The 8042-nt window shown below is 71.6% G+C and carries 2 protein-coding genes (1 of these 2 only partly in view); both read right to left on the reverse strand.

The window, feature by feature from the left end; translation table 11 throughout:
* Positions 1-1284, reverse strand: the 5' end (the start) of a protein-coding gene (locus AB0F81_RS32115) for a non-ribosomal peptide synthase/polyketide synthase (protein ID WP_360203294.1). Its footprint begins 21507 nt before the window's first position; 1284 of the gene's 22791 nt are visible here — the first part of the coding sequence; its start codon is at positions 1282-1284; its stop codon lies off the left edge, out of view.
* Positions 1281-8027: an amino acid adenylation domain-containing protein gene (locus AB0F81_RS32120; RefSeq protein ID WP_360203296.1), complete on the reverse strand. Its 6747-nt coding sequence runs from the start codon at positions 8025-8027 to the stop codon at positions 1281-1283. The genes AB0F81_RS32115 and AB0F81_RS32120 overlap by 4 nt, the downstream gene beginning before the upstream one ends.
* Positions 8028-8042 lie beyond the last annotated feature (15 nt).

Below are 8042 nucleotides of genomic sequence, written 5' to 3' on the forward strand. Positions count from 1 at the left end.
CAGCACCCGCACATACCACTCGGACAGTCGCTGCGCGGTGGACTCGTCGAACATGTCCGCGGCGACCGTCACCGACCCGCGCAGCCCGGCCGGCCGCCCGCCGGCGTCGAATCCCTCGACCACGACCACTTCCAGGTCGAACCGCGACGTGGTGGCCGAGCCACCCAGCGCCGACCCACCGCCCGAGCTGGCCTGGGGCAGGTCCAGCGCGCCGCGTTCGGTGTTCTGCACGGTCAGCATGACCTGGAACAGCGGGTTGCGGGACATCGAGCGGCTCGGGGCCAGCTCCTCGACCAGCCGCTCGAACGGCACGTCCTGGTGCTCCAGGGCGTCCAGGCTGGTCTGCCGGACCCGGCCCAGCAGCTCGGCGAAGGTCGGGTCACCGGACAGGTCGGTGCGGACCACGAGCGTGTTGACGAAGAAGCCGACCAGGTCGTTGAGCGCCTCGTCGTTGCGGCCGGCGATCGGGAAGCCGATCGGGATGTCGGTGCCGGCGCCCAGCCGCGACAGCAGCATCGCCAGCGCGGACTGGAGCACCATGAACGGCGTCACGCCCTGCGCGCGGGCCAGCTTGACCAGCCGCCGGTGCACCGCCGCGGGGACGTGCAGCGGCGCCACGAGTCCGCGGTGCGAGGCGACCAGCGGGCGGGGCCGGTCGACCGGCAGGGTGAGTTCCTCCGGGACGCCGTCCAGCGTCTCCCGCCAGTAGGCGACCTGCGTGGACAGCACGCTCTCCGGGTCGGACTCCGACCCGAGCAGTTCCCGCTGCCAGAGCGCGTAGTCGGCGTACTGCACCGGCAGCGGCTCCCAGTCCGGTTCGGCGCCGCGGGACCGGGCCTCGTACGCCGTCGACAGGTCCCGGCCCATCGGGCGCTGCGACCAGCCGTCGCTGGCGATGTGGTGCACCACCAGCACCAGCACGGAATCCGCACCGGTCTGGAACAGCCAGGCCCGGATCGGGATCTCGGCGGCGAGGTCGAACGCGTACCGGGTCGCCTCGACCATGGCGCCGTCGAGCCGGTCCGGTGCGACCTGGCGGACCTCCAGCGCCCAGTCCAGCTCGTCCATGTCGATGATCTGCTGGTGCGGCTCGCCGTCGGCGACCGCGATCCGGGTCCGGAGCGACTCGTGGCGGCTGAGGACGTCCCGCAGCGCCAGGTTCAGCGCCGGCACGTTCACCCCGGCGTCCAGCCGGACCACCAGCGGGAGGTTGTAGACCGGGCTCGGGCCTTCGAGCTGGCCCAGGAACCACAGGCGCCGCTGCGCAAACGACAAGGGAATCACGACTGCTCCTTACGCATCGGCCGCAACGCCGGTCGGTTAGATTTCGGTCGTCCGAGCTTCTTCGCCAGCTCAGCCGGTGTCGGGGTGTCGAACAGGTCCCGCAGTGACAGCTCCGCGCCGAGGACCGCCCGGACCCGGGACACCACGCGGATCGCCAGCAGCGAGTGGCCGCCCGACTCGAAGAAGTCGTCGTCGACGCTCACCCGTTCCAGCCCCAGGATCTGCGCGAAGATCTCGCACAGGGCTGCCTCGTTCTCGTTCTCCGGTGCTCGGCCCGTGCCGGCGCGCGGCGCGTAGTCGGGCGCCGGCAGTGCCCGCCGGTCGAGCTTGCCGTTGACGGTCAGCGGCAGCCGGTCCAGGACCACGACCGCGGAGGGCACCATGTAGTCCGGCAGTCGCTGCCCGGCGTACTGCCGCATCCCGGTGATCTCGGTGTCCGCGTCCGCGGGCACGATGTAGGCGACCAGGCGCTTGTCGCCCGGGGTGTCCTCGCGGGCCACCACCGCGACCTGCTCCACCTGCGGGTGGTCCTGCAGCACCGCCTCGATCTCGCCGGGTTCGATCCGGAAGCCGCGGATCTTGACCTGCTGGTCGGCGCGGCCGGCGAACACCAACTGCCCGTCCGCCGACCACTTCGCCAGGTCACCCGAGCGATACATCCGCTCGCTGAGCCCGAACGGCGAGGCCACGAACCGGCTCGCCGACAGACCGGGCTGGCCCATGTAGCCGCGGGAGACCTGCAGCCCGGCGACGTACAGTTCGCCGACCACGCCCGGCGGCACCGGTTCGAGCCGATCATCCAGGACGAACAGTGAGGTGCCGGCCAGGCCACGACCGACCACACTTCCCGCCTCGGCGCCGGTGAGCTGCCAGATCGTCGAGTGCACCGTGGTCTCGGTGATCCCATACATGTTGATCAGCTGCGGACCACCCTCGGTCAGCCAGCCGTACACCCGGGCGGGTTCCAGTGCCTCACCCGCGAACACCACCAACCGGACCTGCCCGATCGGTTCCGGTGCGACGGTCAGGAGCTGGTAGAACGCCGACGGTGTCTGACTCAGCACCGTCACGTCCTCACGCTCGATCAGCTGAGCGAAGTCCTGCGGCGACCGGGAGACGTCGTAGGAGACCACCACGACCCGAGCGCCGTGGACCAGTGCACCCCACAGTTCCCACACCGACACGTCGAACGCGAAGGAGTGGAAGCACGCCCAGACATCGGAGGCGTTGAGGTGGAACGAGTCGCGGGCCGCGTCGAGCAGACCGAGCACGTTGCGGTGGGTGACCACCACACCCTTCGGCGTGCCGGTCGAACCCGACGTGTAGATCATGTAAGCCGCCGCATCCGGGGACACCGCCACCGCGAACGGCTCGGTCGACAGGTCCGTCAGGTCGTCCAGCACCACGGTCGGCACCGCTTCAGGGACCAGCGGCGCGCAGACGGCCGAGGTCACCACCACCGCGGCGTGCGCATCGGACAACACCGCACCGACTCGCTGCGCCGGGGACCGCGGGTCGACCGGCACATACGCGGCGCCGGCCTTCAGGACCGCGAGCAGGGACACCACCACGTCGGCGCCACGCTCCAGGACCACACCCACCGCCGAGCCGGGCGTGACACCTAGACCGGCCAGATGCCGGGCCAGACCATTAGCCCGCGCGTCCAGTTCCCGATAGGTCAGCGACGTTCCGTCGGCGACCACCGCGACCGCGTCCGGTGTCGCCGCCACCCGCTGCGCGACCCGCTCCACCACACTGACGTCGGGAATGTCAGCGGCCGGGACGTTCCACTCGGAGAGCACCTGTTTCCGCGAGGCGGCATCCAGCACCGCAACCGCGGCAATCGGAGCCTCGGGGCGGTCGGCCAGCGCGGTGACCAGGTTTTCGATCGTGGTGCACAGCAGCCGGCCGATCGCGGCCGGCTCGACCGGGCCGGCCACCTCGACGCTCAGCGAGAGCCCGTTGGTGTCCAGGTCGTTGACCGACAGGGTCAACGGATAGTTGGTCCGTTCCTTCAGGTAGACGCTGCGGATGCCGTCGGGCCCCCGGTTCACCTCGGCGTCCGGGCCGGCCGGCCCCTGGCCGTTGAAGCGGTAGTTGAACAGCGACGTGAACAGCGGCGTGTTCTCCGCGATCCCGCTGGCCTGCTGCGCGATCGCCAGCGATGCGTGCTCGTGCTCCAGCAGCGCAGCCAGTTGGGCCCGCATCTGCTCGACCGCGTCCCGCGCCCCGACCCCGTCGGTACGCACCCGCACCGGCAGCGTGTTGATGAACGGGCCCACCACCCGGTCAGCGCCCGCACCGGCGTTCATCCGGCCGAACAGCACCGTGCCGAACACCACGTCGTCGCGGCCGGTCAGCGTGGAGACCACTCGCGCCCACGCCACGTGCAGGACCGTCGCCGTGCTCACGCCCAGCTGCCGGGACACCTCCCGGAGCCGGTCCACGACGTCCCCCGGCACCGGCATGTCGACCGATGACGCCGCGGTGCCGTCACCGAGCACGTCCATCAGCCCGTACGGTGCGGTCGTCTCGGTGACGTCGCCGAGCAGCTCGGCGAAGAACCGCTCGTGCTCCTCCTGCGGAACGCTGCGCGCCTGGGCGACGAAGTTGCGGAACGGCAGCGCCGGCGCGAGCTCTCCGGCGCGTCCGGTCATGATCGCCCGCAGCTCCGCCATCAGGACGTCCATGCCCTGGTGGTCCTGGAGCATGTGGTGCATCCGCAGCAGGCCGAGCCAGCGGTCACCGGCCTGGGCCACGTGCATGTCCATCAGCGGCGGCCGGTTCAGGTCCATCACCGTCCCGACCCGGTCGACCAGCCCGGCCACCGGGTCGGGCAGCCCGTCGTCGAGGACGTGGGTCGTCACCGGCACCGTGGCGTTACGCAGCACGACCTGCACCGGCTCGGGCAGTTCCGCCCACACCACCGCGGTGCGGTAGATGTCGTGCCGGTCGACGACCTGCTGCAACGCCCGCACGAACCCGTCGAGAAGGTCACGCGAGTCGAACTCGAAGCCCCACACCGACACGTACGGGTCCTCGCCGCCCTCCGCCATCAGGTGGTGGAACAGCAGACCCTCCTGCAGCGGCGCGAGCGGATAGACGTCGGCCACGTTCGCCGCGCCACCCTCGACGCTGGTGACCACCCGCTCGATGTCCGCGTCGGTGAACTGGACCAGCGGCAGCATGTCCGCGGTGATCCGGTCCGTGCCCGCCGGGATCCGGTTGTCCGGGACCTCGACCACGGTCTCGGAACCACCGGCCGCCGCCAGTCCGGCGGGTGTGGGCGTCTCGAACAGCGCCCGCACCGACACCGCGACACCGCGGCCGCGCAGTTCCTCCACCAGCCGCACGGCGAGCAACGAGTGCCCGCCGAGGCGGAAGAAGTCGTCGTCGACGCCGACCCGCTCCAGGCCCAGCACCTCGGCGAACACCGCACAGAGGATCTCCTCCCGCGCGGTCGCCGGGGCCCGGCCCGCACCCACCTCGTACTCCGGCGCCGGCAGTGCCCGCCGGTCCAGCTTGCCGTTGACCGTCAGCGGCAACCGGTCCAAGGCCACGACCGCCGACGGCACCATGTACTCCGGCAGTCGCTGAGCGGCGAACTCGCGCAGCCCGGAAACCTCCGGCACCACGTAGGCGACCAGCCGCTTGTCCCCCGGCACGTCCTCGCGGGCCACCACGGCCACCTGCTCGACCTGCGGGTGATCCTGCAGCACCGCCTCGATCTCGCCCGGCTCGATCCGGAAGCCGCGCAGCTTCACCTGGTCGTCGGCGCGGCCGGCGAACATCAGCTGCCCGTCGACGGTCCACTTGACCAGGTCACCGGTGCGGTACATCCGCTCGCCGGTCCCGAACGGGCTGGCGACGAACCGCTGACCGGTCAGCCCCGGCCTGCCCACGTAGCCGCGTGCCACGCCCGCACCGGCCACATACAGCTCACCGGCCACGCCGGGCGGCACCGGCCGCAGCGCGTCGTCGAGCACGTACACCCGGGTGTTGGCGATCGGCCCACCCACCGTCGGAATCTGGCCCACCTCGAGCGGCGCCGACATCGTCGCGCACACCGACGTCTCGGTCGGACCGTACGCGTTCACCAGACTCCGGCCCGGCGCCCACCGATCGACCACGGCCCGGTCCAGCGACTCACCGGCCGACACCACCGTGCCCACCGACGACAGCACCGCGGGATCCATCACACCGAGCACCGCCGGCGGCAACGTCACATGCGTCACCGCGTGCCGGACCAGCACCTCCTCCAGCCCCGAACCGGGCTTCAGCTCTGCCGCCGGAGCCACCACCAGCGTCGCGCCCCAGCACAGCGCCATCAGCAACTCGGAGGTCGCCGCGTCGAAGCCGACCGACGCGAACTGCAGAACCCTGGCTCCCGGTCCGGTCTGCCAGGCCCTGCCCTGCGCCAAGCCGAGGTTCACGGCACCCCGGTGCGGGACGACGACGCCCTTCGGCGTGCCGGTCGACCCGGACGTGTAGATCACGTACGCCGCGCTGTCCGCTGTCAGACGGCCGTGCCGCTCGTCCTCAGTCAGCGGGCTGTCGTCATCACCGACCGGCGACCTGAGCACCTGCGCCGCGCCGCTGTCGGCCAGCATGAACTCGATGCGCTGAGCCGGCTGCTGCGGATCGATCGGCAGATACGCCGCGCCCGCCTTCCACACACCCAGCAGTGAGGCCACCAGGTCGACGCCGCGGTCCATCACGACCGCGACCACCGACTCGACACCCACACCCTGACCGGCCAGGTACCGGGCCACCCGATTCGCCGCCGCATCCAGCTCGCGATACGACAGCTCGACACCGTCGGCGACCACCGCGACCGCGTCCGGAGTCGCCGCCACCTGCCGCTCGAACAGCGCCACCGTCGTCCCGGCGGTGATCTCAGCGGCGGTGTCGTTCCACCCGGCCAGCACCCGATCACGCTGCCCGGCATCGAGCAGGTCGACGTCACGCAGACGGGTCCCCGCCTCAGCGGTGACGGTCGCCAGCACCCGAGCGAACCACTCGGCGATCCGCTGCGCGGTCGACTCGTCGAACAGATCGGCGGCCGCGATCATCACACCGTGCAGTCCGGCGGGCCGGCCCTGCTCGTCGAAGGACTCGACGGCCGTCACGTCCAGGTCGAACCGGGCGGCGGCGTTCGCCGGACCGGACCGGGCCTGACCGGCGCCGGCGTCGGTCTGCGGCAGGGTGACCGTGCCGCGTTCGACGTTCTGCAGGGTCAGCATCACCTGGAACAGCGGGTGCCGGGCGAGCGAGCGGTTCGGGGTGAGTTCCTCGACCAGCCGCTCGAACGGCACGTCCTGGTGTTCCAGCGCGCCCAGCGCGCTCTGCCGGGCCCGGCCGAGCACCTCGGTGAACGTCGGGTCCCCGGACAGGTCGGTACGGATGACGAGGGTGTTGACGAAGAACCCGACCAGATCGTCGAGGGCCTCGTCGTTGCGGCCGGCGATCGGGAACCCGATCGGGATGTCGGTGCCGGCGCCCAGCCGGGACAGCGCCACCGCCAGTGCCGCCTGCAGGACCATGAACGTGGTCACGCCCTCGGCCCGGGCCAGCTCGGCGAGGCGCTGGTGCACCTCGGCCGGCACCTGCAGCGGCACCTGGTGCCCGCGGTAGGAGGCGACCGCGGGACGCGACCGGTCGGTCGGCAGGTGCAGTTCCTCCGGCGCGCCGGCCAGCGTCTCCCGCCAGTAGTCGACCTGCGTGGACAGCAGACTGTCCGGGTCCGACTCCGAGCCCAGCAGCTCGCGCTGCCACACCGCGTAGTCGGCGTACTGCACCGGCAGCGGCTCCCAGGTCGGGGCCTCGCCGCGCAGCCTGGCCTCGTAGGCGGTGGACAGGTCCCGGCCGAGCGGCGCCATCGACCAGCCGTCACTCGCGATGTGATGCATCACGAGCACCAGCACGGACCCGTCCGTCTCGGTCGCGAACAGCCAGGCCCGGAACGGGATCTCGGTGTTCAGGTCGAACGCGTAGCCGGTCGCCTCCGCGACTGCCTGCGGCAGCTCGGCCGGATCCACGGCGCGCACCGGCAACTGCCAGTCCAGCTCCGCGGGATCCAGGATGCGCTGGTACGGCTGCCCGTCAGCCACCGCGAACACGGTGCGCAGCGACTCGTGGCGGCCGATCACGTCGTGCAGCGCCGTCTCCAGCGCGCCGACGTCGAGGCCGGCGCCGAGGCGCACCACGAACGGCAGGTTGTAGTGCGGGCTCGGGCCCTCCAGCTGGCTGAGGAACCACAGCCGCTGCTGCGCGAACGACAGCACCGGCCGTTCCGCCCGTTCCTCCACTCGCAGGGCCGGTCGCGCCCGGTCGGCGTTCGCTCCGGCGAGCCAGGCCGCCAGGCCGGCCACCGTCGGGGCTTCGAAGAGCACCCGCAGCGGCAGTTCCCGGCCCAGGACGGTCCGCACCCGCGAGACCAGCCGTACGGCGAGCAGTGAGTGCCCGCCGAGCCGGAAGAAGTCGTCGTCGACGCCGACCCGCTCCAGTCCGAGGACCTCGGCGAACACGGCGCACAGGATTTCCTCGCGAACCGTGACCGGACCCCGGCCGGCGCCCGTCTCGTATTCGGGGGCGGGGAGGGCTTTGCGGTCGAGTTTGCCGTTGACGTTCCACGGCAACTGCTCCACCAGCACCACCGCCGAAGGCACCATGTAGTCCGGCAGCCGCTGCCCGACGAACTCCCGCAGCCCGGCCATCTCAGCCTGCGCATCGGCCGCAACCACGTAGGCGACCAGGCG

Origin of the sequence: Actinoplanes sp. NPDC024001, from assembly GCF_040638955.1 — a bacterium.
Classification (GTDB): Bacteria; Actinomycetota; Actinomycetes; order Mycobacteriales; family Micromonosporaceae; genus Actinoplanes.